General features: G+C 67.8%; 22 protein-coding genes and 2 pseudogenes. 15 read left to right on the forward strand and 9 right to left on the reverse strand.

The window, feature by feature from the left end; translation table 11 throughout:
* Positions 1-106 precede the first annotated feature (106 nt).
* From KS03_RS13525 to KS03_RS13545, 6 genes and pseudogenes are all read left to right on the forward strand, one after another.
* A complete protein-coding gene (locus tag KS03_RS13525) occupies positions 107-946 on the forward strand; it encodes an RNase A-like domain-containing protein (protein ID WP_015876680.1) in 840 nt (279 codons plus the stop codon).
* Positions 947-949: 3 nt separating this feature from the next.
* Positions 950-1,243: a contact-dependent growth inhibition system immunity protein gene (locus tag KS03_RS30005; RefSeq protein WP_015876681.1), complete on the forward strand. Its 294-nt coding sequence runs from the start codon at positions 950-952 to the stop codon at positions 1,241-1,243.
* Between the two features lie 100 nt (positions 1,244-1,343).
* A pseudogene (locus KS03_RS33420) lies at positions 1,344-1,550 on the forward strand (tlde1 domain-containing protein); the annotation flags it as partial.
* A 33-nt stretch (positions 1,551-1,583) separates the two neighbouring features.
* Positions 1,584-2,627: pseudogene (locus KS03_RS13535) on the forward strand (IS3 family transposase).
* A 595-nt stretch (positions 2,628-3,222) separates the two neighbouring features.
* Positions 3,223-4,833, forward strand: coding sequence for a hypothetical protein (locus KS03_RS13540; protein ID WP_017433129.1), 1,611 nt, complete (start codon positions 3,223-3,225; stop codon positions 4,831-4,833).
* A 490-nt stretch (positions 4,834-5,323) separates the two neighbouring features.
* Entirely contained in the window at positions 5,324-6,919 is a 1,596-nt protein-coding gene (locus KS03_RS13545) for an ABC transporter substrate-binding protein (RefSeq protein ID WP_373419886.1), read from the forward strand.
* A 97-nt stretch (positions 6,920-7,016) separates the two neighbouring features.
* Here KS03_RS13545 and KS03_RS13550 read toward each other — a convergent pair whose 3' ends face one another.
* Both KS03_RS13550 and KS03_RS28965 read right to left on the reverse strand, forming a co-directional pair.
* Positions 7,017-7,457, reverse strand: coding sequence for a hypothetical protein (locus KS03_RS13550; RefSeq protein ID WP_017433130.1), 441 nt, complete (start codon positions 7,455-7,457; stop codon positions 7,017-7,019).
* A gap of 220 nt (positions 7,458-7,677) precedes the next feature.
* Positions 7,678-8,058 (reverse strand): DUF3592 domain-containing protein, encoded by a 381-nt coding sequence (locus tag KS03_RS28965; RefSeq protein ID WP_017433131.1) that lies wholly within the window; start codon positions 8,056-8,058, stop codon positions 7,678-7,680.
* Between the two features lie 111 nt (positions 8,059-8,169).
* Here KS03_RS28965 and KS03_RS13560 point away from each other — a divergent pair, with 111 nt between their 5' ends.
* The 3 genes from KS03_RS13560 (at position 8,170) to KS03_RS13570 (ending at position 10,055) form a co-directional block, all read left to right on the forward strand.
* Positions 8,170-8,439 (forward strand): hypothetical protein, encoded by a 270-nt coding sequence (locus KS03_RS13560; protein WP_015876684.1) that lies wholly within the window; start codon positions 8,170-8,172, stop codon positions 8,437-8,439.
* A gap of 121 nt (positions 8,440-8,560) precedes the next feature.
* Complete coding sequence (locus tag KS03_RS13565; protein ID WP_015876685.1) at positions 8,561-8,770, forward strand: hypothetical protein; 210 nt, start codon at positions 8,561-8,563, stop codon at positions 8,768-8,770.
* Between the two features lie 94 nt (positions 8,771-8,864).
* Positions 8,865-10,055 (forward strand): serine hydrolase, encoded by a 1,191-nt coding sequence (locus KS03_RS13570; protein WP_045678837.1) that lies wholly within the window; start codon positions 8,865-8,867, stop codon positions 10,053-10,055.
* 37 nt (positions 10,056-10,092) lie between these two features.
* Here KS03_RS13570 and eco read toward each other — a convergent pair whose 3' ends face one another.
* Entirely contained in the window at positions 10,093-10,632 is a 540-nt protein-coding gene (gene eco, locus KS03_RS13575; RefSeq protein ID WP_015876687.1) for a serine protease inhibitor ecotin, read from the reverse strand.
* A gap of 244 nt (positions 10,633-10,876) precedes the next feature.
* Here eco and KS03_RS32465 point away from each other — a divergent pair, with 244 nt between their 5' ends.
* Entirely contained in the window at positions 10,877-11,332 is a 456-nt protein-coding gene (locus KS03_RS32465) for a hypothetical protein (protein WP_080942757.1), read from the forward strand.
* A gap of 251 nt (positions 11,333-11,583) precedes the next feature.
* On the opposite strand, the gene KS03_RS13585 is transcribed toward KS03_RS32465, so the two are convergent.
* Positions 11,584-11,931 carry a hypothetical protein gene (locus tag KS03_RS13585; protein ID WP_035981820.1) on the reverse strand — a complete coding sequence of 116 codons (348 nt, stop codon included), beginning with the start codon at positions 11,929-11,931 and terminating at the stop codon, positions 11,584-11,586.
* A 196-nt stretch (positions 11,932-12,127) separates the two neighbouring features.
* On the opposite strand from KS03_RS13585, the gene KS03_RS13590 reads away from it, so the two are divergent.
* From KS03_RS13590 to KS03_RS13600, 3 genes are all read left to right on the forward strand, one after another.
* The gene (locus KS03_RS13590; RefSeq protein WP_015876690.1) at positions 12,128-12,508 is read left to right on the forward strand and encodes a DUF5594 family protein; all 381 of its coding nucleotides are present in this window, start codon (positions 12,128-12,130) and stop codon (positions 12,506-12,508) included.
* A 159-nt stretch (positions 12,509-12,667) separates the two neighbouring features.
* A complete protein-coding gene (locus KS03_RS13595) occupies positions 12,668-13,171 on the forward strand; it encodes a YbhB/YbcL family Raf kinase inhibitor-like protein (RefSeq protein ID WP_015876691.1) in 504 nt (167 codons plus the stop codon).
* Positions 13,172-13,305: 134 nt separating this feature from the next.
* Complete coding sequence (locus KS03_RS13600) at positions 13,306-14,676, forward strand: MFS transporter (protein ID WP_017433512.1); 1,371 nt, start codon at positions 13,306-13,308, stop codon at positions 14,674-14,676.
* 18 nt (positions 14,677-14,694) lie between these two features.
* Here KS03_RS13600 and KS03_RS13605 read toward each other — a convergent pair whose 3' ends face one another.
* From KS03_RS13605 to KS03_RS13615, 3 genes are all read right to left on the reverse strand, one after another.
* Entirely contained in the window at positions 14,695-15,342 is a 648-nt protein-coding gene (locus KS03_RS13605; RefSeq protein ID WP_015876693.1) for an AAA family ATPase, read from the reverse strand.
* Positions 15,335-16,753, reverse strand: coding sequence for an alpha,alpha-trehalose-phosphate synthase (UDP-forming) (otsA, locus tag KS03_RS13610; protein WP_015876694.1), 1,419 nt, complete (start codon positions 16,751-16,753; stop codon positions 15,335-15,337). The genes KS03_RS13605 and otsA overlap by 8 nt, the downstream gene beginning before the upstream one ends.
* Before the next feature lie 182 nt (positions 16,754-16,935).
* Positions 16,936-17,133, reverse strand: a complete 198-nt coding sequence (locus KS03_RS13615) for a hypothetical protein (RefSeq protein WP_015876695.1) — start codon at positions 17,131-17,133, stop codon at positions 16,936-16,938.
* A gap of 258 nt (positions 17,134-17,391) precedes the next feature.
* Here KS03_RS13615 and KS03_RS13620 point away from each other — a divergent pair, with 258 nt between their 5' ends.
* Together KS03_RS13620 and KS03_RS13625 are read left to right on the forward strand one after the other, a co-directional pair.
* The gene (locus tag KS03_RS13620; protein WP_015876696.1) at positions 17,392-18,027 is read left to right on the forward strand and encodes a hypothetical protein; all 636 of its coding nucleotides are present in this window, start codon (positions 17,392-17,394) and stop codon (positions 18,025-18,027) included.
* Positions 18,024-18,521, forward strand: coding sequence for a hypothetical protein (locus KS03_RS13625; RefSeq protein ID WP_015876697.1), 498 nt, complete (start codon positions 18,024-18,026; stop codon positions 18,519-18,521). Before KS03_RS13620 ends, KS03_RS13625 begins: the two co-directional genes overlap by 4 nt.
* Positions 18,522-18,585: 64 nt before the next feature.
* On the opposite strand, the gene KS03_RS13630 is transcribed toward KS03_RS13625, so the two are convergent.
* Entirely contained in the window at positions 18,586-19,911 is a 1,326-nt protein-coding gene (locus KS03_RS13630; protein ID WP_015876698.1) for an ABC transporter ATP-binding protein, read from the reverse strand.
* A gap of 22 nt (positions 19,912-19,933) precedes the next feature.
* The gene (locus KS03_RS13635) at positions 19,934-21,688 is read right to left on the reverse strand and encodes an ABC transporter permease (protein ID WP_015876699.1); all 1,755 of its coding nucleotides are present in this window, start codon (positions 21,686-21,688) and stop codon (positions 19,934-19,936) included.
* Positions 21,689-22,097: the final 409 nt, after the last annotated feature.

The following is a 22,097-nucleotide window of genomic DNA, read 5'->3' on the forward strand; positions in this document are numbered from 1 at the left end:
ACATTCGGCCAAACGTCGCTCCCCTCCAAAGTCAGCCTTCGCCCATTTCTTGTTCCGTCGTGCCTCGTTAGCTTCGAAGGCCCACCAGATCACAATGGAGAATCGAATGGCGGATAGACGGGATACAGACGGACTGCGCGTGGTACTGAGTGCGCCACAGCTGGCGGCAGTGCTCGCTCGCCAGTCGATCAACCAGACGGAAATTCTATCCAACCGACTATGGGGCGGCCTCCAAATCGTCGGCGGGGTGATGGAAATGGCGGGGGCGGCGGTACTCTGCGTCGCACCGGAACCGACGATGGCGAGCAAGGCCGGATGTATCGTATTCGGCGTACACGGCTCGGATACCGTGTCGGCGGGTTGGCGGCAGGTTTGGAGCGGCCAGGACACGATCACGCTGACCCAACAAGGCATGACGAAGCTGGCCGAGACGATGAAGGTCGGCCCGGACATGGCGAACAGCCTCGGCCTGTCGTTGGATATGATCGTGCCGTTCGGCTTTGCGGGTTCGATCAAAGCGGCTCGCGCGGCTCGGGTCACGATGGGCCGGATCAATCTGGAAATGCATGAGGCAAAGGCATCCGATGCAAGGCTCGGAGGGCACACCATCGAAAGGCATGTCGGAAAGAGTGAAGCGTGGTTGCGAGACAGGCTGGCGCGCGAGCCGAAACTTGAAATAGCAAGCTCATTTAGAAATATGAATGCTGCTGAATGGGCTATTTCGGAAGTGTTGCAGAAACACTCGGCTCGGGTTAGTGCCTGGGCGCAGTCAACTAGCGGATCCAATAGACTTCAGCTGGTTGGCGAGACAGGACGGAATGTCGGATATGGTTTGATCAGAGAAACCGGGAAGATGATCGAATTAAGCAAATCCCAAGTATTTCTGAAAAAGGAATTTTATAACGGCATGCCATATTATATTATTACAGCATATCTGATTAAATAATTTATGAAATCAAGCGATAGATACCCCGAGCTTTCAAATTTCATTAAAAATTATTTTGGCGAAGATTTCGATTTATGGGGAAATACAATAGAGGAAATATTTGCCCTCTACAAGAGCGAAAATGACATATCGGCGCGCTCGCAGCTGGGACGTGATATCGATGCTTTTCGTTGCGACAACTCCAGTGACTTGGATGCCTCATTTAAAGCGCTCTACGGGCTTTTTTTCAACCCCGTTTCGTGGAATCACACGACGGCTTCCTTTCTTGATGAACTCAAGCGCCTTCTTAGCGAGTAGCTGGAGTATTTATATAGTCGATCGACAATCTGTCGGGCTATTCGGCTGGCTGCATGAGGCGGCATCAAAGTAAAGCTCCGGGTCCGCGGATCACACGAAGTGGTTTATATTGCGGAATGCAAAAAGCGTCGATTCGACGTTTGCAGAAAAAGGGCAGCCGGAAAATTTCAGATTGCATCCGATGGGACGCATGCGTCTAAGCGAAGGTTGCGTCACGGTAACGGATCAGAAAAGATGTGATCAACTCGAAAAAAGAGGTGGCCGCGCAAATTCGGACAGCCGGATAAGTGGAGCGGCTGGGGCCTGAGCCAGCGATAACGCTGGCAAAGGAACCTGGAAAATGACGAAGCTAACCCGACGGACACACTCAGCGGCAGCCAAGGGCAAGCGGACGCTGGCTGAACTGGCGCAGCAGTTCGATGTGCATCCCAACCAGATCACGGAATGGAAGCGGCAATTGCAGGCGCGCGCGTCGGACGTGTTTGGCGCGGGCGGTGCGCCATCGAGCGGGTCGCCGGTTGAACTGAAATCGCTGCACGCGAAGATCGGGCAACTGACGTTGGAAAATGCTTCTTTAAGCGGCGCGCTCGACAAGGCGGGATTGCCGAGCGCAAAGAAATGATTGGCCGTCACCATGCCTTGCCGGTATCGCGGCAAGCCCGGCTTGTGGGAATTGCCAGATCGAGTGTGTACTGCCAGCCCCAGCCGGTGGGCGAAGCGGATCAGCGATTGATGCGCCGGGATGCCCACGAGGTTGGCCGTCGCCGCGTGCGCAGGCTGATGACGCGCATGGGCGTCGAGGCGTTGTACTGCAAGCCGAACACGAGCCGGCGCAACGCTCGGCACAAGATCTGGTGCATACCTGCTGCGCGGCATGAAGATCGAGCGAGCCAACCAGGCGTTTGCGCTGGATACGACGTACATTCCGATGGCGCGTGGCTTCGTGTCCTGACGGCGGTGGTGGACTGGGGCGAGCCGCAAGATTCTCGTGCATCGGGTGGCGTTCACGCTGGAGGCCTCGCACGCCGTCGAGGCGCTGCAGGAGGCGTTCGCCCGCTACGGACTGCTCGATATCGTCAGCACCGGTCAGGGTAGCCAGTTCACGGCCGGCGCGTTCACCGAGGCGGCGCTGGGCCGACAGGTTTGTCTGTCCATGGATGGCAAAGGAACCTGGCGCGACAACGTGTTCGTCGAGCGCGTGTGGCGCAGCGTCAAATACGAAGAAGTCAATTTGAAAGCGTACGAGGCGGTCAGCCATGCCCGGCGCTCCATCAACGACTACATCGAGCTGTACAACCGGAAACGGCCCCATTCGAGCCTGGCGGATCGCACGCCGGGTCAGGCATGCTTCGCGACGCTGCCTGCCATCCAATCGGCAGCATGATCACCTCAGATGTTCCACTTAAAAATCTCAGAAACCTGTCCGAATGTGTGAGGCCACCTCTTAGGTAGAATAGATCGTCAAATTATCGTTACTTGGCCCACGCCGCAGACGAGCCACCGTTCTGCCGCCTTTTTATGAGCCTTGGGGATGGTTTTGGGGCCGTTATTTTCACATTATGTCCCGTGCCATACCGGATAAGCCAATATAAATTCTCACTGCCCCACGCCCCCCAACGGTTCACCAAGCGCTCGACACAATTATTACCAGAGATTTCGGCAATCCCCATCCCGCCCGAAAATCCATCTAGCATTGCACGCATTTTTCCTGCAAACTCTGGTCACAAGGCTCATCGGCTCGGTGCCAGATTCGGCCAGCAAAAAAACCACGGCGATCGCGAAAGAAAATTTCCGGAAAATCGCCAGCGCTTCCCGCCGCCTGGCTACATTTCCTCCCAAACAATCCGCTAGCCACGCGTGCCTTCGCCCTCGCACCGCGCCGGCGCCTCGCAAGACATCGTCGATACCACCACGACCGCAACCCGGGCATGTCCGCCCCGCCACAGACAGCCATGACCAGCAGGATGGAACAAGCAGCCATGCAGGAACCGAAGTACCACCCCCCCATCGAGGAAGTCGTCTTCGCCGACGATTTCCTGCGTGCGGAAGAGAACGCTCTGCCCGCAGTCTCGCCCGGAAACCGCAAATTCCTGCGCGCTTTCTTCGGTGTCGCGGCGTCGCGGCTGGGCTGGCGCGTTCGTGAAATCAGCCCGCAATCGCAAGGAGGCAAAATTCCGCTGGTCGACATCATGGCAGCCTTGGGCCTGCCCCGCAGCCCGCACGGCTGGGCCGCCGCCTGCACGGCCGACCTGGGCCGGGCGGCCGACCATTTGCACGAACTCACCCTGACCCCGGCCAGCCTCGTGATCGGCTGGGGCATGCCGCCGTCCGTGCTGCACTACATCGACCTCCAGGGCGCCGCGTTCATCGACGTGGAAATCCACGCGATCCGCTTCACCCGCGACCTGCATCTAGCGATGCGCACCAACGATGCCGGCATCCGGCTTGAACTCGAGCAGTTGCGCATCGACGAGGAGACGTTCTGGGGCGCCGCGGCGGGACTGCGCGGCCAATTCGCACGGCGCGGAAATGCCTTCATCGCGCGCCCCGATCTCAGCGTGGGCGTGTTCGTCGGCCAGATGGACATCGACCAGGCCGTGGTCGGCGACGGCCGCCTGATGGAGCCGAACGACTTCATCGAGTCCCTCGCGCAATGGGCGCGGCAGGTCGATCTGCTGGCCATATGCCCGCACCCCGCGCAGATCGACACGAGCCCGCTGCACCCGCTGCTCGACCGGATTCCCAACGCCACGCTCATCAGCCGCCATACCTACAGCCTGCTATGCGCGGAAAACCTCGCGTTCGTCAGCGCGATCTCCTCGAGCGTGCTCGGGGAAGCACACTACCTGGGCTGCCACGACATCCGCCAGTTGGCGGTCGACGATCGCAATGACGCCAGCCGGCTGCCGGCCGCCTGCTCGCCGTGGATTCCGGTCTGGTCCGAAGTCGCCAGCCTTCGCTCGCTGGATGCGTTCTCGAAGGCACGGCAAGGCAAAACGGTTCCTCCGTCACCGGTCACCGGCAGGCCCTCGGCCTTCCCCGACGACATGCTCAACACCATCTTCGGCTATCGCTGGGGCTTCGATCCGGCCGCCAGCGGTCTGCCCGATTTGCCCACGCTCGCCCCGGGAGCGTCGCTGAGCCTCGCCGTCAATACGCCCGGCGCGGCGAGCATCGGGTTCGCGCACGGCTGGCACTGGCCCGAGCCCTGGGGCGTCTGGAGCGCCGAGCCGCGCGCCTGCCTGGCCGTACTGCTGGAAGACATCGAGCCGGGCGCCGGCTATGAACTGGCGCTGTACGGCCATCCGTGGGCGCCGGCCGGCGCCACGCCACCCGCCATACGCCTCGTGGTCAACGGCCGCGAGTGCCAGTTGCGCTCCAGCCAGGAAGACGGCATGGAATGGGCCATCCAGCTCGACACCCACGCCCTGGAGCGCCGCCTGCTCCTGATTACCGCCGAAGTGCGCGGCGCGCTGCGGGCCTGCGACGTGGGGGGCGCCCCGACCGACACGCGCGTGCTCGGGCTTGGGCTGCGATACCTCACGCTACGGAAAATCGTGCCCACCGGACCGGAACCCGAGCCTGCATAGGCCGGGCTCGCCGACATAGACAGCCCCGGTGCCGCCTCACACGACAATACCGATCGATCAACCGGCGGTTCGGTACATCCACGGCCGCATGGCCGGTTGCCCCGGCGAGTCATGGGTAGGAAGGCTGCCAGGCGCGTCACGGCGCACTCGGCGCGATGATCCGGCCGCTGGCGATTTCGCCGCGACACCTATCTCGGTCAGGCGATGCCGCCCACCGCCGCCGCGCCGGCCGAGCGACGAGCGGCGGTATGGCGGCCATGTGTCAAGCCGGCGGCCTGCCCCGCTTCATATGGCGCAGCCGACTATCCTTGTGCGGATAAATTGGTGGTGCCGAAGCGCCGGACGCGCCGAGAATCGATGCGATCGACAACCGCCGGCCCGGCCGCGCGCCCGATGGCGGCGGGCGCCGGCCTCATCACACGACACCATGCCACTCGATCTGTTCCGCGCCCGCCTCGCGCCAGCGCGAAGCCGGGCCTGCGCCTTGCTGATGCCCCTCGTCGCGGCCGCCGCGCTCGCCATGACCCTGGCGCCGCCAGTCGCCGGCGCCACGCCGCGCGGCACGCTGGTGTTCTGCAGCGAAGGCAGCCCGGCCGGCTTCGATCCGGGCCAGCACACCACCAGCACCGACTTCGACGCCAGCACGTACACGGTCTACAACGAACTCGTGCAGTTTCGCAACGGCACGCTCGATCTCGAACCGGGGCTCGCGACGGGTTGGGAAAGCTCGGCGGACCAGCGCGTCTACACGTTCCACCTGCGCCGCGGGGTGAAATTCCAGACCACGCCCTGGTTCCATCCGACACGCGAGTTCAACGCCGACGACGTCCTGTTCACGTTCAACCGCATGCTCGATCCGCAGTTGTCGTTTCGCCGTGCCTACCCGACGAGCTTCCCGTACTTCAGCGACCTCGGATTCGACCGCAACATCGTGCGCATCGAAAAGCTCGACGGCAACACGGTGCGCTTCCATCTCAGGACGCCCGACGTGATCTTCGCGCGCAACCTGGCGATGAGCTTCGCATCGATCCTGTCGGCCGAGTATGCCGCGCAACTGAGCGCGCGCCACCGCGAGGCCGACATCAACCAGTTGCCGGTGGGCACGGGGCCGTTCGTGTTCCGCTCCTACCAGAAGGACTCGCTGATCCGCTACGACGCGAATCCCGATTACTGGCGGCCCCAGGACGTCCGACTCGCGCATCTGGTATTCGCGATCACCCCCGATCCAGGCGTGCGCATCCAGAAGCTCGCGAGCGGCGAATGTCAGGTCTCGGTGTTTCCACGTCCGGCGGACCTCGAGGCCGTCAAGCGCAATCCCGCGCTGAAGCTCGTCTCGGGCGTCGGCTTCAACGTCGGCTTTCTCGCCTACAACACGCAGCACGCGCCGCTCGATCGCGTCGAGGTGCGCCGCGCGCTCGACATGGCGATCGACAAGCCGGCCATCATCGAGGCGGTGTTCGGAGGCAACGCGCGGGTCGCGACCAATCCGATGCCGCCAGCGCAGTGGTCCTACAACCCGGCCTTGAAGGACGCGCCGCATGACCCGGCCGCCGCGCGCGCGCTGCTCGCGAAGGCGGGCCTCGCGAGCGGCTTCGACCTGACGCTGTGGGCCATGCCGGTGCAGCGCCCCTACAATCCGAACGCGCGGTTGATGGCGCAGATGATTCAGCAGGATTGGGCGAAGATCGGCGTGCGCGCACGGATCGTGAGCTACGAATGGGGTGAATACAACCGCCGCGCCAAGCAGAACGGCGAACACGACGCGCTGCTCTACGGCTGGTCGGGCGACAACGGCGACCCCGACAACTGGCTCGGCGCGCTGCTCGGCTGCGCCGCCGTCCACGGCGGCAACGTCTCGAAATGGTGCGATCCGGCGTTCGACGCGCTGATCACCAAGGCGCGCGCCGAGCCCGACCTGAAGGCGCGCACGGCACGCTACGAGCAGGCGCAGGTGATCTTCAAGCAGCAGGTGCCGTTCACGCCGATCGCGCATTCGATCGTCTCGCTGCCGGCCTCGAAGCGCGTCGAGGGGCTGGTGTTCTCACCGCTCGGCAGCCACCGGTTCGACGGCGTCTCGCTGCGCTAGCACCGCCAAGGCCATGGAGCGGCGCCGGTCCGGCGCATTCCGGACCGGCCGCTACGGCCGGAGCGCACGGCCGGCAGATGCCGCCGCACGGGGTCGCTCACGCATCCTCGTCCTTCACCTTGCCGTCCTTGATCGTGTTCAGCATTTCCTGCCCGATGCCCTCGATGGACCTCAGCATGTGCCATGTCATCATCCGCTGGCCGAGCGCCAGACTGCTCGCGCCGGCGAGTTCACCGCCGAGTCCCGGCGTCGGGAACTGCATCACGGCGCCATTGAGTCTCGGCATCGGGTTGTCCCCGGTCGACATCAAACTCAGCCGGTCCATCGACGCCTGATCCTGAAGCATCGAGAAATGACGGATCACGGCGTCCAACGCGTCCGCCCGGCCGGCGGCAGCCGCTGCAACCGGCCGGCTGTCCGGGCGGCGCGCGGCGAAGCTGCCCGGCATGTGCTGCGGCGGCCCGGCATGACCGTTGCGACGCGGCGCGGCCGGGCCGCCCGCCTGCGAGGCGGCGGAAGCCTGGCTGGTATCGGGCAACGCAGTGGCGCCGGACGGCGCGGCGGACGGGTGAACGGGGGGCCACCATGGGGATGAACTCGTCGGGTCGGATGGGGCTCGACCGATTACATAGCAATCAGCCTGCGCCATCCCCCGGCTCGCGAAGCCGCCAATCGAATTCCGAATCTCCGCCTGATTCGTGCGGCGCACGGCGCACCGCGCCGGCTTACGCACAGGGGCCGGGCGCCCGCGCCAGTGCTCAGCGGCCGCGCGGCGGCGCCCCGCTCGCGCCGTTCCAGAGGAACAGCCCCGCCATCAGGCACAGGAACACGGGCAGCGACCAGATGTCGGCGTCAAAGTCGATTTCCACGCTGCCGTCAGGGTCGTCCGCGAGATAACGCACCGGCACGCGCTCCCCGGCCGCGAGCGAGCGCCAGGTGCCGATCGCGCGCCGATAATGCCGGCCGTCCGCCGCCTCGAACACGATTTCGGGATGGTGAGCGCCCGCCAGCAGACGCACCACGGTGCCGGTCGTGACGGCCGACGCCGCGGAGAACTCAGCGGTCCGGTAGACGCTCGACGCCGCCGCGAGCGCCAGGACCAAGCCGATCGCAATCAGCAGATAGTTCGGATGCCTCATCGCCCCTCCCGAAAAGAACGCCGCTCCGCCGTGCGGCTCATGCGAAAATCACGATTTTGCCGCGCCCGGCGCGGCCCATGCCATTCAGCTATCAGCCTCGGGAGCTTCTTCATGAACGTCAACGAACAAATCGCCGCGCTAACCGCCGCCGAACTGCAGACGGCAGGCGCCGGCCAGGCCACCGCGATCGCGCTGACGGTGCTGCTGCGCCATCTGTGTTCGCCGCAGCTGGCGCAACTGCTGTCGTCGGCCTTCGAGAACCACGAAGCGGTGATGCTGCAATCGCCGTGGCCGGAGCAGATGCTGCACTCGTACAAAGCCACGCGCCGCCTGCTCGAAGGCGCGGCCGGCGTCGAGCCGCAGGGCGACGGCGCCCCCTGACGCTCGTGCCGGGCGCCGCGCCTTGCGCAGTGCGGCGCTTTGCTGCGATGATGAATGCGGTCGCTCGCCGCGCGTCCGACCGCCGCCATTTCCGCGCCCTCTATTTCCGCTGTCGCCGACGATGCCCACCGAACCCGACAAACCGCGCCGCCTGTCGACCCGCACGCTCAACCTGATCGCCGTGCTCGCCGGCATCGCCACGTTCGCGATCGGCGCCGCCTGGGTAATCTATAGCTACCTCGTCGACCGTGAAGCGCCCTACTTCGCGATTCCGCTGGTGTTCTCGGTGCCCGTGATCGTCGCCATCGCCATCCGCAGCATCTGGGACTGACGCCTGCGCCGGCGGCCGCGCGCGAATCTTTTTGCGCGCGACCGGTCATACGCGCGACGCGACCAGTTCAACCCGCTCCCTCGCCGTATTCAGAATGACCCAGCACCCGATCACCCGTCTGTTCCGAGTTTCCCTGCCGTTGCGGCGCCCCCTCGTGCTGCTGACGATCGCGCTGGCGGCCGTCCTGCTGCCGGACGCCGCAACGGCCGCGCCCACCTCGCGCACCTGCGCGAAAGCCCACGGCGCGCACCGCGCGCGCTGCACGGTGCGCCCCGCCAGGCACGCCAAGCCGGCACGGCACGCGAAGGCGCGCCGCAAGCCGCGCCGCCGCGCGGCGCCCACGCACGGCGCCGTCTCGCACGAGCGGCAGCATCGCCAGCGCGCGACGCGCGCGAGAACCGCGAGGCGCAAGCCGCATCGGCCCGTCGGCCAGCCGCGGCATACCGCAAGGCACGCGCATGTGCCGCCGGCGCCGCTCACCGCGAGCACCGTCAGCAGCGCCAAACCGCAGTTGCTCGCGAGTTGCGGCTACACGCCGGCCACCCGGCGCCTGCTGCATTCCCAGGCGATCTACGTGATCGACGAGCGCAGCGGCACGGTGCTGCTCGAACGCCATGCGAACCGGATCAAGCCGATCGCATCGGTCTCGAAGCTGATGACGGCGGTGGTCTCGCTCGATCGGCACGTGCCGCTCACCCACCGGCTGCGCGTCTCCGTCAGCGATCGCGACACGATCAAGTTCACCGGTTCCCGCCTGAAGGTCGGCTCGGTGCTGTCGCGGCGCGACATGCTGCACATCGCGCTGATGTCGTCGGAGAACCGCGCGGCGGCGGCGCTCTCGCGCGACTATCCGGGCGGGCGGCCGGCCTTCATCGCCGCGATGAACCGCAAGGCGCGCATGCTCGGCATGACGAACACGCGTTTCGTCAACGCAACGGGGCTCTCGCCCCAGAACGTCTCGACGGCCCGCGACCTGGCCCGCCTACTGTCGGCCGCAGCCCGCTACCCGGCGATCCGCACGTTCTCGACCGACCACGCGCAGGTCGTGCATCCCGGCCGCGGACAACTGAGCTACGTGAATTCGAACGCGCTCGTCCGCGGCGGCGACACGCGGATCCGGCTGCAGAAGACCGGCTTCATCAACGAGGCAGGCCACTGCCTCGTGATCCGCTACCGCATCGGCGCTCGACCCGTGGACGTGGTGCTGCTCGACGCCCCGGGGCCGCGCGACCATGTCGCCGACGCGATCCGCATCCGCAACTGGCTGGCCTGCTCGCTACGCTAGCACCGCGCCTGCCGTGGCTTCATCGGCGGCGGCGCGCTCAACGCACCACCGCGCGCCCGACCTCGTTGGACCCCTGCCAGAGCCGGTAGCGCACCTCATAGCCGTCGGGCACGTAGACGACCACCGGCAGGCGGCTGTTGTAACGCAGCAAAAAACCGTCGCCGCGGCCGATCACGAACGCCGACTGCGGCGTGGCCGACGGCGCGCAGGCCATTTTGGTGGCGGCCACCGGGCCGATGTCGGTCACGCGGTAGTACGGATAGCCCGAGCCCGGCAAGGTGTCGTGCTGCAAGCGCGCCGGAAAGAAATGGACGTTGCAATCGGTCGGCATCGTCTTGCCGACGATCACCTGCACGCGCAGGTCGTCCTCGAGTTCGGCCGGCGGCAGCGAGATCACCGCGCGCTGCATGCCGGGCTGCGGAGCCGGGAACATTTTCAGATCGGCGGCGGCCGCCGCCGCAGCCGGTGCCGACGCGGCGGCGCCCGAAGCAACGGACTGCGCGGACGCCAGATGCGCGCCGCCGAGCGACACCACGGCCGCGGTAAATACGAGGGACAGCCGGAACGAACGACGCATACGGATCTCCTGTTTGACGAATCGGGCAAGTGGATCGAATCGGTTGAAACCGGTTGAAACGGGCGAGCCGCCCGGGAACCTGCGCCGGCGCGCGCCGCGGGCCGCCCGAACTCTCCACGGCGGTGGCGCCTGGCGGCCCGCCCGAGTGGCGCGCCAACTTACGCGATTGTAATCTCCCGACACAATTGCTCCCGAACTCGCCGAAGCCGCACCCTTCCTATCATCAGCACTCTGGAGACTCATCATGCTGAGACGGATCGGAATCCTCGGAATCGCCGCCGCGCTGGCTGGCTGCGTCGCCGTACCCGACGGCGGCTATGGCTATTCGCAACCCTACTACACGAATGGCTATGCCGACAGCTATGGCTATGGCGGCGGGGGCTACGCGCCCGTCTACGGCACCGTCAACATCTGGGGCGGCGGGGGTGGCTATCGCGACCACGGCTGGCGCGACCGCGGCGACTGGCGTGGCCGCGGCGGCGACTGGCACGATCGTGGCGGCTGGCATGGCGGCGGCTGGCGCGGCGGGGGTGGCAACGGCGGCGGTGGCAACGGCGGCGGCGGCTGGCGCGGTGGTGGTCCCGGTGGTGGTCCCGGTGGTGGTCCCGGTGGTGGTCCCGGTGGTGGTCCCGGTGGTGGTCCCGGCGGCTGGCCCGGCGGGCACGGCGGCGGCGGGCGCGGCGCAGGGCATGGCCACTAGCCCGGCTGACGAAGCCGGCAATCGCGGGCGAAGCCGGCCGCTCCGCGCGCCGGCAGCACGGGATTTGCAACTGGTTGTATCGCCAACCGGAAGGCGGATTGCATCGGTCACGCCTCGCGGCGCCGGCTCATCCCGCGTCGCGCAAAAAAAAGCGCCCGCCCGGCGGTGCCGGTGCGGGCGCTTTTCATATTCTGCCTAGCTGAATACCACGCGCCGCCGTCGCCGCCGCCAGGGCGGCGCGCGGCGCTTGCTCACCATCCCTGTTGCGGATAGTAGTCGGGGGCCGGCTGCGGGCCACAGGCCACGTAGGCATTGCGGTAGCCGTCATAGCAGGTGCCTGGCGGCGGGCCGGCATAAGTCTGCTGGTACTGATACTGCGCGGGCTGCTGATACACGGGCTGATAGGCCGGCGCCGCGTAGGCCGGCTCGGGCGTCAAGGCCGACGAGACGATCGCGCCGAGCACGGCGCCCCCGATCAGCGCACCGACCACCGCGCCGCCCCCGCCGTGATCGTGCCAGCGCCCATGAGCGGAAGCCGGGCCGGCGGCGACGAGCGTCCCGGCGGCCACCAGCACTGCGACGATTTTCTTGTTGATCATGATGCTCTCCACTCGAAGTGGTACGTGATGGAGCGAATTGTGGGATGCGCTCGCCGTAACAGGTGCAGCAAGTGGTAACGCCCGGTTACGGGCACTTGATGCGCGCCACGAGCGCTGCGCGGCGGTCGCATGCTAGGATTTTCGAACACCGCGACGAAGCGACGCAACGCCCACCCGGGACCGCCACGCCTTCATCATGAAACCCGACACCGCGCACCGGTTCGACACCGAACTCGCTCCCCGCATCGCCGCGCGCATCGCGACGATGCTCGGTCCGCGCGTGCGCGTCGTCGCCGTACGCTACGGCGGCCACGGCCACCCGAGCCAGATCCACGTCGTCAGCACCACGCCCGTCCACGTCCGCGGCTTCGACCATCCGCTCGACGTCACGCTGACCTGGGACGGCGACGAGATCGAGCGGCTCGTCGCCGACCAGGACGGCGCCCGCTTCGCGCGCTATCTCAACGCCCTGTCGTGCAAGCTGCCGGGCTGGGAAAGCGCGCGCGGCCTCGACTTCGGCTCGCGCACGCAGACCACGCCGCACGTGCTGCTCGGGGGACTCGATTTCGAAGCGTGAGGCGCTCCGGCGGCCGCGAAGGCCGGCCGGGCCGCGTCACGCGCGCATCGGCCGCCGTCGTGATCGGAACGCCGGTGATACACTCGGCCGATCCGCGCCGGCGCGGCCGGCAGGCCCGGTTCGCGGCGGCTTCCCACCGAACTCAGGAGATCCATCACCATGGCTGAATTCCGGCTCCAAACCGACGCCTTTGCCGATGGCGCGCTGATGCCGAAAGCGCAGGAATACCACCACGCCGGGTTCGGCGTGGACGGCGGCAACACCTCGCCCGCGCTGCGCTGGGAAGGCGTGCCGGCCGATGCGAAAAGCCTCGCCGTCACCGTCTACGATCCCGATGCGCCCACTGGCAGCGGCTTCTGGCACTGGGTCGCGGTGAACCTGCCGGTCGGCACCACCAGCCTGCCGGAAGGCGCGGGTGCGGCGGGCGGCGCAAAGCTGCCGGCCGGCGCGGTGCAGGTGCGCAACGACTACGGCGACGACGGCTTCGGCGGCACGGCCCCGCCGCGAGGCGACAAGCCGCATCGCTACATCTTCCGCGTCCATGCGCTGAAGGTGGACAGCCTGCCCGTCACGCCCGACACCACCAACGCGGTGGCGCGCTTCATGATCCATCTGAACGAGATCGCGTCGGCCAGCTACACCGGCCTCTATGCGCTGAAGTAAGCCCCCGCGCGACCGCAGCCGCCGGCGCGCACCCCAGGGCTGGCGCGCCGACGCGGCCGCCTGCGGTCGCGGTCGCACCGATCGGCCGGCGCCCATGCGCCGGCCCACCGCCCGTATCGCTCCGCCCCCCGACCATGAACGCCGACGACAACGGCCTGCCGCTTCCCGAACGCTACTGGGCCATCCTCTGCGTCGCGCTCGGCGTGCTGCTTGCCGTGCTCGACAGCGCGATCGCGAACGTCGCGCTGCCGACCATCGCGCGCGACCTGCACGCCACCGACGCCGCCTCGATCTGGGTCGTCAACGCCTATCAGCTCACCATCACGATCTCGCTGCTGCCGCTGGCTGCGCTGGGCGACCGAATCGGCTACCGGCGCGTCTATGTCGCCGGGCTCGCGCTGTTCACGGTTTCGTCGCTGGGCTGCGCGCTGGCCGATTCGCTCGCCTCGCTCGCGGCGATGCGCGTGATCCAGGGCTTCGGCGCGGCCGGCATCATGAGCGTCAACACCGCGCTGGTGCGGATGATCTACCCGCCGCGCCTGCTCGGGCGGGGCGTCTCGCTCAACGCGATGGTGGTGGCGCTCGCCTCGGCGATCGGGCCGACCATCGCGTCGGCCGTGCTCGCGGTCACGACCTGGCCGTGGCTGTTCGCGATCAACGTGCCGATCGGCATCGCGGCCGTCGCGGTCGGCCTGCGCGCGCTGCCGGTCACGCGCGGCGACGACGCGCCGTACGACTATCCGAGCGCGATCCTGAACGCCTGCGTGTTCGGCCTCGTGATCCTCACCGTCGACGGCTTCGGCCACGGCGGCAACCACGGCCTCGTCGCGGCCGGTGCGATCGGCGCGGTGGTGCTCGGCTACGTGTTCGTGCGCCGGCAACTGTCGCAGCCCGCGCCGCTGCTGCCCGTCGACCTGCTGCGAATCCCGTTGTTTGCGCTGTCGATCGGCACCTCGGTGGCCTCGTTCACCTCGCAGATGCTCACCTTCGTCGCCTTGCCGTTCTGGCTGCAGCACACGCTCGGGCTATCGCAGGTCGAGACCGGGCTCTACATGACGCCATGGCCGCTCGTGATCATGGTGGCCGCGCCGCTCGCGGGCGTTCTTTCGGACCGCTACTCCGCGGGCACGCTGGGCGGCATCGGCCTGGCGCTGTTCGCCGCGGGGCTGCTCGCGCTCGCCACGCTCGGCGCGCACCCGGCCCCTTTCGACATCATCTGGCGCATGGCGCTGTGCGGGGCCGGCTTCGGGCTGTTCCAATCGCCCAACAATCGCGCGATCCTGTCGTCGGCGCCGCGCCACCGCAGCGGCGGCGCGAGCGGCATGCTCGGCACGGCACGGCTCAGCGGACAGACGCTCGGCGCCGCGCTGGTCGCGCTGATCTTCAACGTGGCGCCCACGCACGGGCCGACCCTTGCCTTGTACGTCGCCACCGCGTTCGCGGCGCTCGCCGCCTGCGTGAGCCTGCTGCGAATCGGTGCAGGCGCCGCGGACGCCGGATCCTGAGCCTTCCGGGCCGACGGCTCAGCGCGCGTGCGCCGAGCCGTCGGCGGCGAGCGTGTCGAGCACGAACCGGCAGCGCGCCTCGACCGCCACGCAAGGCAGTTCGACGAGCCGGTAGCCGAGCGCGCGATAGACCCGACTCATCACCTCCGCGGTACGCACCGCTTCGGCGTAATCCTGCTTGCGCTCGGCGTCGCGCACGTAGATCTCGGGCCACGGCGGGGCGAGGAACACCGGGCTGCGATAGCGATATCGCCGCGCCGCCGCCAGCACGTGCGGCGGCACGGGCAGCCCGCACAGCCGCAGATAGCCGATCACGTCCGGCACGCCGCGATCGAAGAGCACCGGCCCGGCACCGCGCGCCGCCACGCGTTCCGCCATCGCGTAGGAGCGCATTTCCCAGGCGAGCATCAGCTCCGCAAACGCCGCGCGATCGCGCCACGGCAGCGCGGGCCCGTCGATCGCCACCTGGTCGACGATCACGCCGCGCCCCGCCTCGTCGGTGCGGGCCAGCCCGCGCGCGGCCAGCGCGTCGACGAGGGTGCTCTTGCCCGCGCCCGGCCCGCCTGTGACGACGAAAAAAGGCGGCGCCGCGGCGCCGCCCCTTGCCTGCGTTGCTCTGACTGGCCCGGCTTGGCCGGGCCAGTCAGCCTGCTGGCCGTCACGCATCCGCGGTGCGCCGTCCCGCGCGCTGCGTGACCGACACGGCCGTGGCCACGCTGCGCAGGTCCGAGACGAACGAATCGCGCCACACCGAGAGATCGTTGCGCTTGAGCGCGGCGAAGTTGCTGGCGTGCCGCTCGCGCCGCTCGCCGAGCGGCATCGACAGCGCACGCTCGAGCGCCTCGGCCATCTGCGAAAGGTCGGCGGGATTGACGATCAGCGCGCCCGGCAGCTCGGCCGCGGCACCGGCGAACTCGGACAGCACCAGCACGCCGGGATCCTCGGGATTCTGCGAGGCGACGTATTCCTTCGCAACCAGATTCATGCCGTCGCGCAGCGGCGTCACGTAGCCGACGTGCGCATGCCGCAACAGCGCCATCAGCAGGTTGCGCTCGTACTTGCGGTTCAGATACTGGATCGGGGTCCAGTCGAGCTGCGCGAAGCGGCCGTTGATACGGCCCGCCTCCTGCTCCAGCGTCTGGCGAATCCGCTGGTAGGTCTGCACGTCGGAGCGCGTCGGCGGCGCGACCTGCACGAACGAGACGCGCCCCTGCCAGCCGGGCGCACTGGCCAGCATCCGCTCGAACGCCTGGAAGCGCTCGACGAGCCCCTTCGAATAATCGAGCCGGTCCACGCTCATCACCAGCTTGCGATCGCGGACCGCGTTGCGCAGCGCGGCCACCGGCTTGCGTTGCGCATGCTGGCGCGCGGCTTCCGCAATCGCCTCCGGATAGACCCCGATCGGATAGGCGCCGACCTTCACGACGCGGCCGTGGACGTGGAGCATGCCGTCCTCGCTGGCGGTGCCGATGCCGCGCCGTTCGATGTAGTCGACGAACGCCTGCTGGTCCGATTCGGTCTGGAAACCCACCACGTCGTAGGCGCACAGGCAGCGGACCAGCTCCTCGTGCGGCGGCACGGTGCGCAGCACCTCCGGCGAGGGGAACGGGATGTGCAGGAAGAAGCCGATCGGGTTCTGCACGCCGAGCGCGCGCAGCGCGTGCGCGAACGGCAGCAGGTGGTAATCGTGAACCCAGATGATGTCGTCGGGCCGGATCAGCGCACGCAGTTGCGCGGCGAGCGTCGCGTTCACGCGCTGATAGCCTTCGTACTCCTGCCGGTCGAAGCGCGCGAGATCCATGCGGTAGTGGAATACCGGCCACAGCGTGGCGTTCGAGAAGCCGCGGTAATACTGGTCGTAATCGCGCCGCGTGAGCCCCACCGTCGCGTAGGTGAGGTTGCCTTCGCGCTCGATCACCGGCTCGCCCGGCTCGCCGACGATCTCGCCGTTCCACCCGAACCAGATCCCGCCCGACTGCTGCAGCGCATCGAGCACGCCCACCGCGAGCCCGCCCGCCGACGGACGCGTGTCCTGCCCGGCTGCCACACGATTCGAAACCACGATCAATCTGCTCATACGGCCTGACCTCCTGTGCTGGATACCACGGTGCGTGACCACGCCCGGTCCCCCGTCGCAAGCACGCGAGGTGCCCGGCGCGACGGCGCGGATGTCACGCTTGGACTGGACGGCGATGGCAGCCGGCGCGAACGGCCGGCGCCGCGATGCGGAAGGCGCGGAGGACGCCGGGAACAGGTATCTCAGGCGTCCTGCTCGGCGCCGAGATCGCGCTGATAGTCGATCCCTTCAGGGCGCGCGCCGCCCTGGTTGTGCTCACCGTCAGCGGGGGCGCCGGACGGCATGGGCGCGGCGGTGTCGGCGGGTGCCGGCCGGCGCGCGCTGCTGCCGCTTTCCGGGCGGGGATTGCGCCGGGTACGGCGCATTGCGGGATGTCTCATCGAGCTGTGCGGCGCATCGCCGTTGAAACAGTGACAAACCAGTGTAGGCCGGCCCGGACGGCGCAACGGTAACAATTACCTTCAATTTGTAACGATGCGACCCTCCCCCAGCGATTTGTATGACACTATGTGCCAACCGGCGCCGCGAACGTTTTTTTCCATTCTTTGCAATTCGGATCGAAACATTGCGGAACAATGACGCCGATGCCGCGCAAGCAGCCGCGGACGCGGCGCATTCCCGACAGGACCGCATCCAGCATGAACTCACGCACCGCTTCGTTTCGGCGGCCGCCCCGCGCCGCGAGCCTCGCGCTCGCCGGCGCCGCGTTGTCGCTGCTGCTCTCCGGCTGCAATTCCCTCTATAGCGAAGGCGCGACCGCCGGCGCCGGCATCGCCGGCGCGGCGGTGGCCGCGAAGGTCACCAACAACGCGGCGGTGGCCACCGGCATCGGCCTCGGCGCGGTGGCCGCCGCGCGCGCCGGCGTGCAGTACACGCAGCGCGTCGCCCATACCTATTCGCAGGCCCAGATCGCCGACGCGGCCGGCCCGCTTCCGGTGGGCGGCGTGGCGCGCTGGTCCGCCCATCACACGGTGCCGATCGAGGACGACGAATACGGCCGCGTGACGGTCAGCCGCCTGATCAGCGTCGGGCCGCTCGACTGCAAGGAAATCGTGTTCGCGGTGGACAGCGACGCGAAGCACGCGGCCGCGGCCAGCGCGGCCTCGGGTGCCGCCGCTCCGGCCGCCGCATCGGCGGCCTCGGCCGCGGCGGCCGCGACGCCGCCCGCGCAATTGGGCTCGTCGTTCTACGTCGCGACTATCTGCCGCGACGGGCCGAAATGGAAATGGGCCTCGGCCGAACCGGCCACGGCGCGCTGGGGAGCACTGCAATGAGCGCGTGGCGCGGCGCGGCGGCCGTCTGCGCGCTCGCGGCGGCGGTGTCCACGCTGCCCGGCTGCGGCTCGGTGGGCGCGGCGAGCGGTGCGCTGGCCGGCGCGGCCACCGGGCTCGTCACGGCCAATCCGGCCGTCGGCATCGGCGTGGGCATCGCCGTGCAGGCCGCCACCGACGAGGCCGTCAACCGCACCATGAAGGGTTTCCACGCGCATCAGCAGGACGTGATCGCGGCCACGGCGGGCGCGCTCGCGGTGGGCGAGACGGCGCCGTGGAAGGTGAAGAACCGGGTGCCGATCGAGAATGGCGAAGGCGAGGTGCGGGTGACGCGGGCGTTCTCGACGCCGCTGGCGCTCTGCAAGGAGTTCGCGTTCTCGGTGAAGGACGGCCAGACGGCCGACTGGTTCATCGCCAGCGCCTGTCAGGCGCCGCAGGGCCGCTGGAGTTGGGCCTCGGCGGAGCCGGCCGTGGCGCGCTGGGGCAGCCTGCAATAGCCGCGGCCGGCCGCGGGGGCGCCATGAGGCGAAGCGGCGGGCGCCCGCCGCCGCCCGCCGCCGATCAGGACTCCACGTCCTCGAGACTGAAAATCTCGGTCTGGTCGTTGTACGAGAAGATCTCGCCGTAACGGCCCCAGTCGATCACCGAGTCGAGCGTTTCCTCCGCGGCGCTGTCGGACAGGAAGTCCTCCAGTTCCTGCTCGAAGCGCACGCGCGGCGCGCGATGGCCGGGCCGCTCGTTGAGCACCTTCTTGATCCGCGCCGCGAGCGGCACATGCCGCAGCAGGTGGTCGGCGAACATCAGCTTGCGCTCCTGCGTGCCGAACTCGGCGAACACGCGGGCCGGCGGCGTGAGGAACACGTCGCCCTCGCGCACGTCGGCGAAGCCCAGGTACTGCAGCACTTCGGCGATCGGGAACAGATCGTCCACCTCCAGGTGCAGCGAGCGCGCGATTTCGGGCATGTCGGCGCGGCCGTGATACGGCGCCGCGGCCAGCGTCTCGATCAGGCCCGCCATCAGGTTGGTCGACACCTGCGGCAGCCAGCTGCCGAGCTCCAGCCCCTTCTTGGTCGCCTCGCCCGTCTGGCGCGCCGTCATCTTCGCGTAGATGTCGTCCACCAGGCGGCGGAACGCCGGGTCCAGACGGTTGCGCGGATGCTTGAACGGCACCTTGATCTCGGCGATCACGCGGCCCGGGTTCGACGACAGCACGAGGATGCGGTCACACATGAACACCGCTTCCTCGATGTTGTGCGTGACGATCAGCACCGACTTGATCGGCATGCGGCCCTGCGTCCACAGGTCGAGCAGGTCGGTACGCAGCGTCTCGGCGGTCAGCACGTCGAGCGCCGAGAACGGCTCGTCCATCAGCAGGATGGTCGGATCGACCACCAGCGCGCGCGCGAAGCCGACGCGCTGGCGCATGCCGCCCGACAGCTCGCGCGGATAGGCGTTCTCGAAGCCGTCCAGGCCGATCAGGTCGATCGCCGCGAGCGCGCGCTCGCGCCGCTCGCGCGCGCCCACGCCGAGCGCCTCGAGGCCGGCCTCGACGTTCTGCAGCACGGTCAGCCACGGGAACAGCGCGAAGGTCTGGAACACCATCGCGACGCCCTCGGCGGGGCCGGTCAGCGGCTTGCCGAGATAGGTGACCTCACCGCCCGTCGGCTCGATCAGCCCGGCGATGATGCGCAGCAGCGTCGACTTGCCGGAGCCCGAACGGCCGAGCAGGCCGACGATCTCGCCTTCGCGCAGCGACAGGTTGGCACCGTCCAGCACGAGCAGCTCGCCCTGGGTCTTGTTGAAGCCACGGCTGACATCCTTGACGTTCAGGATCTCGTCGCCCAGGCGCAGCGGCGCCGGCGTCGGGGCAGCATTCTGGTTTTGCATCGCGTTTCGCTCTCAATGAGTCTTAGTCGAGCCGCAGCTTGGCTTCGGCATAGGCGTACAGCGGGCGCCACAACAGGCGGTTGAACAGCGTCACGAACAGCGACATCACGGTGATGCCCATGATGATCTTCGGGTAGTCTCCGGCCGCCGTCATCTGCGCGATATAGGCGCCGAGCCCGTGCGCCTCGAACTTGGTGTCGCCCCACTGGACGAACTCCGAGACGATGCTCGCGTTCCAGGCCCCGCCCGAGGCGGTGATCGCGCCCGTGATGTAGTACGGCATGATGCCGGGCAGGATCGCCTGGCGCCACCATTGCCAGCCGCGGATGCGGAAATTGGTGGCGGCCTCGCGATAGTCGTTCGGGTAGGACGTCGCGCCCGCGATCACGTTGAACAGGATGTACCACTGCGTGCCGAGCACGATCAGCGGCGACAGCCAGATGTCCGGGTTCAGCTTGTAGCGCGCGATCACGATCACGAACACCGGGAACAGCAGGTTGGCCGGGAACGCCGCGAGGAACTGCGCGACCGGCTGGGCCTTCTCGGCGAGCGCCGGGCGCAGGCCGATCCAGACGCCGATCGGCACCCAGATCACCGAGGCGATCACGATCAGCACCACCACGCGCAGCAGCGTGGCGAGCCCGAGCAGGAACACGTGGCCGACCTCGGCGAGCGTCACGCCGGTGCTGACGAACGCCACCACGCGCCAGACCACGTAGGCGGTGCCGAGCAGCACGAGGATCGCCCAGCCGATGTCGGCCACGCGCGACGCCTGCTTCTCGACGCGCGGCAGCGCGAAGCGCGCGGCGTCGAAGCTCGGCAGCCGGAACGGCAGCCGTGCCATTTTCGCGAACAGCCAGCCGGCCGGCACCAGCAGCTGGTGGATCAGGCGCGTGCGGCGCACCAGATCGAGCAGCCAGGATTCGGGCGCGTTGCCCGAACTGGTGTTCTCCATGCGGAACTTGTCGGCCCAGGCCACCAGCGGGCGGAACAGCAGCTGGTCGTAGGCAAGGATCACCACCGTCATGGTCAGGATCACCCAGCCCACCGCGTGCAGGTTCTGCTCGGTGATGGCCTGCGCCAGGTAGGCGCCGATGCCGGGGAGCGTGATGGTGTGGTTGCCCACCGTGATCGCCTCCGAGGCCACCACGAAGAACCAGCCGCCCGACATCGACATCATCATGTTCCAGACCAGACCCGGCATCGAGAACGGCACCTCGAGCTTCCAGAAGCGCTGCCAGGACGTCAGGTGGAAGCCGCGCGAGACCTCGTCGAGGTCGCGCGGCACGGTGCGCAGCGACTGGTAAAAGCTGAACGTCATGTTCCAGGCCTGGCTGGTGAAGATCGCGAAGATCGCGGCCAGTTCGGCGCCCGCCACGCGGCTCGGGATCAGCGCGAGGAAGAACGTAACGGTAAACGAGATGTAGCCGAGCACCGGCACCGACTGCAGGATGTCGAGGATCGGCACCAGCACCATCCCCGCGCGGCGGCTCTTGGCCGCCAGCGTGCCGTAGACCAGCGTGAAGACGAGCGAGGCGATCATCGCGGCCAGCATGCGCAGCGTGGTGCGCAGCGCGTACTCCGGCAGGTTCGCCGGATCGAGCGAAATCTTCTGGGTGGAGAGCGTGGCGATCGGCGCCATCGTCTCGTGGAAGCCGACCGCCGCCATCGCGATCACGCACAGGATCAACGGAAAGGCGATGAAGTCCCAACGGTTCGGGAGCACGCGCCACGCCGAGGCGTTCGCGATGCGGTTCGGATTGAAGCCAAAGTCCATCAGGCGCCCTCCCCGGTACGGCCGATCGAGTCAAAGATTAAGGCCATCATGTACACACGACTCATGGTAAGGCGCGAAGCGCGGTGTTTCGTTACGACTGGCAATTGCGGATCGAGGCCACCGCTGCCCCGTCCGCCTCGCCTCCCCCGTCGTCGGCAAAACCGACCGACGCGACGACGGCAAGACACTACTACAACCCGTGTTTCAGGCACAAGCTCGCGGCATACATCATGCTGGTATCCGCCGCGAATCGTGGAGAAATCGACCCGAAACGGGTGGATCGCGGGGACTTTGAAAGAACTTGCAAGCGGGCTGCAACGTGCGCGCCGCCGTGCAAGGGCGAATTATGCCGCGATCCGGCACGCGGCGAAACCCGCCCGGGCGCGGATGCAACAGCGGCGCCGCGCGG

It is taken from the genome of Burkholderia glumae LMG 2196 = ATCC 33617, assembly GCF_000960995.1.
Lineage (GTDB): Bacteria > Pseudomonadota > Gammaproteobacteria > Burkholderiales > Burkholderiaceae > Burkholderia > Burkholderia glumae.

What these genes read in the sequence shown, in the direction of transcription:
- KS03_RS28965 (WP_017433131.1), bottom strand. Translation starts at nt 8,058, where the DNA reads ATGAGGCATCCGAACTATCTGCTGATTGCGATCGGCTTGGTCCTGGCG.
- KS03_RS13560 (WP_015876684.1), top strand. Translation starts at nt 8,170, where the DNA reads ATGAACGTCAACGAACAAATCGCCGCGCTAACCGCCGCCGAACTGCAG.
- KS03_RS13625 (WP_015876697.1), top strand. Translation starts at nt 18,024, where the DNA reads ATGAGCGCGTGGCGCGGCGCGGCGGCCGTCTGCGCGCTCGCGGCGGCG.
- KS03_RS13585 (WP_035981820.1), bottom strand. Translation starts at nt 11,931, where the DNA reads ATGATCAACAAGAAAATCGTCGCAGTGCTGGTGGCCGCCGGGACGCTC.
- KS03_RS13615 (WP_015876695.1), bottom strand. Translation starts at nt 17,133, where the DNA reads ATGAGACATCCCGCAATGCGCCGTACCCGGCGCAATCCCCGCCCGGAA.
- KS03_RS13525 (WP_015876680.1), top strand. Translation starts at nt 107, where the DNA reads ATGGCGGATAGACGGGATACAGACGGACTGCGCGTGGTACTGAGTGCG.
- KS03_RS13565 (WP_015876685.1), top strand. Translation starts at nt 8,561, where the DNA reads ATGCCCACCGAACCCGACAAACCGCGCCGCCTGTCGACCCGCACGCTC.
- KS03_RS13540 (WP_017433129.1), top strand. Translation starts at nt 3,223, where the DNA reads ATGCAGGAACCGAAGTACCACCCCCCCATCGAGGAAGTCGTCTTCGCC.
- KS03_RS13630 (WP_015876698.1), bottom strand. Translation starts at nt 19,911, where the DNA reads ATGCAAAACCAGAATGCTGCCCCGACGCCGGCGCCGCTGCGCCTGGGC.
- KS03_RS13545 (WP_373419886.1), top strand. Translation starts at nt 5,324, where the DNA reads ATGCCCCTCGTCGCGGCCGCCGCGCTCGCCATGACCCTGGCGCCGCCA.
- KS03_RS32465 (WP_080942757.1), top strand. Translation starts at nt 10,877, where the DNA reads ATGCTGAGACGGATCGGAATCCTCGGAATCGCCGCCGCGCTGGCTGGC.
- KS03_RS13600 (WP_017433512.1), top strand. Translation starts at nt 13,306, where the DNA reads ATGAACGCCGACGACAACGGCCTGCCGCTTCCCGAACGCTACTGGGCC.
- KS03_RS30005 (WP_015876681.1), top strand. Translation starts at nt 950, where the DNA reads ATGAAATCAAGCGATAGATACCCCGAGCTTTCAAATTTCATTAAAAAT.
- eco (WP_015876687.1), bottom strand. Translation starts at nt 10,632, where the DNA reads ATGCGTCGTTCGTTCCGGCTGTCCCTCGTATTTACCGCGGCCGTGGTG.
- KS03_RS13570 (WP_045678837.1), top strand. Translation starts at nt 8,865, where the DNA reads ATGACCCAGCACCCGATCACCCGTCTGTTCCGAGTTTCCCTGCCGTTG.
- otsA (WP_015876694.1), bottom strand. Translation starts at nt 16,753, where the DNA reads ATGAGCAGATTGATCGTGGTTTCGAATCGTGTGGCAGCCGGGCAGGAC.
- KS03_RS13635 (WP_015876699.1), bottom strand. Translation starts at nt 21,688, where the DNA reads ATGGACTTTGGCTTCAATCCGAACCGCATCGCGAACGCCTCGGCGTGG.
- KS03_RS13595 (WP_015876691.1), top strand. Translation starts at nt 12,668, where the DNA reads ATGGCTGAATTCCGGCTCCAAACCGACGCCTTTGCCGATGGCGCGCTG.
- KS03_RS13590 (WP_015876690.1), top strand. Translation starts at nt 12,128, where the DNA reads ATGAAACCCGACACCGCGCACCGGTTCGACACCGAACTCGCTCCCCGC.
- KS03_RS13620 (WP_015876696.1), top strand. Translation starts at nt 17,392, where the DNA reads ATGAACTCACGCACCGCTTCGTTTCGGCGGCCGCCCCGCGCCGCGAGC.
- KS03_RS13605 (WP_015876693.1), bottom strand. Translation starts at nt 15,342, where the DNA reads ATGCGTGACGGCCAGCAGGCTGACTGGCCCGGCCAAGCCGGGCCAGTC.